This window comes from Halomonas sp. AOP13-D3-9 (assembly GCF_052379125.1).
GTDB lineage: Bacteria > Pseudomonadota > Gammaproteobacteria > Pseudomonadales > Halomonadaceae > Vreelandella.
The window spans coordinates 1-647 of sequence record NZ_JBQSYH010000058.1; the positions used below are offsets into that span (position 1 = coordinate 1).

The 647-nt window shown below is 54.4% G+C and carries 1 pseudogene; it reads right to left on the reverse strand.

Going from position 1 to position 647, the window contains the following annotated elements:
• A pseudogene (locus ACT3UM_RS24190) lies at positions 1-545 on the reverse strand (hypothetical protein); the annotation flags it as partial.
• Positions 546-647: the final 102 nt, after the last annotated feature.

Here is a 647-nt window from a genome sequence, read left to right on the forward strand (position 1 = left end):
GGCAGTCGCTGCCCCTCCCGGTCAGTAGCGAGTAGCAATGCGGCTGCCGCTCTTAGTGCAAGTCGTGCGGAGGTGTGGGACGTTTTGCCCGCCTCTATACGGGTTTCCAATTGCTGCCAATAAGCATGCAGCGCTTTTTCTGATAAAGAAGCGGACGGCATAGACCTGAGACACGCTTTGATACGTCGTTTCTCTGAGTCGATCTTCTTTGCTTGGTGATCCGGCTCTACCCCTTGCTCTTCATGCAGCCATCGCATAGGAAGTCTTACACGCCGCAACCCCTCCGCCCCGAAGTGATGAAGCAGCTCCGAATAGCTCGGTATCCGTGACCATGCCTGGTCGATCTCAAGGAAGAACGAGAAGAAATGATTGATCTTGAGGGCAGCCTTATGCGGCCCTGTGGTACGAATCAGCCATTCACCAAATTCCCCAAAGGCCTCACGTAACGCTTTGGTGGTGATACCGGCTTGGCCAATGATGATCCGCTTACGACATGTGCGCGTCCAATAGCAGGGCTCACAGGCATCGCCTCGACCCGCTGGCATGGGATTACCACACAATGGACAGGCAATTTCCCCTTGCTCATTACAGGCTTTGCACAATGCGTCACCGCTGGATGTCATGACCAATAAGCGATGTCGACGACA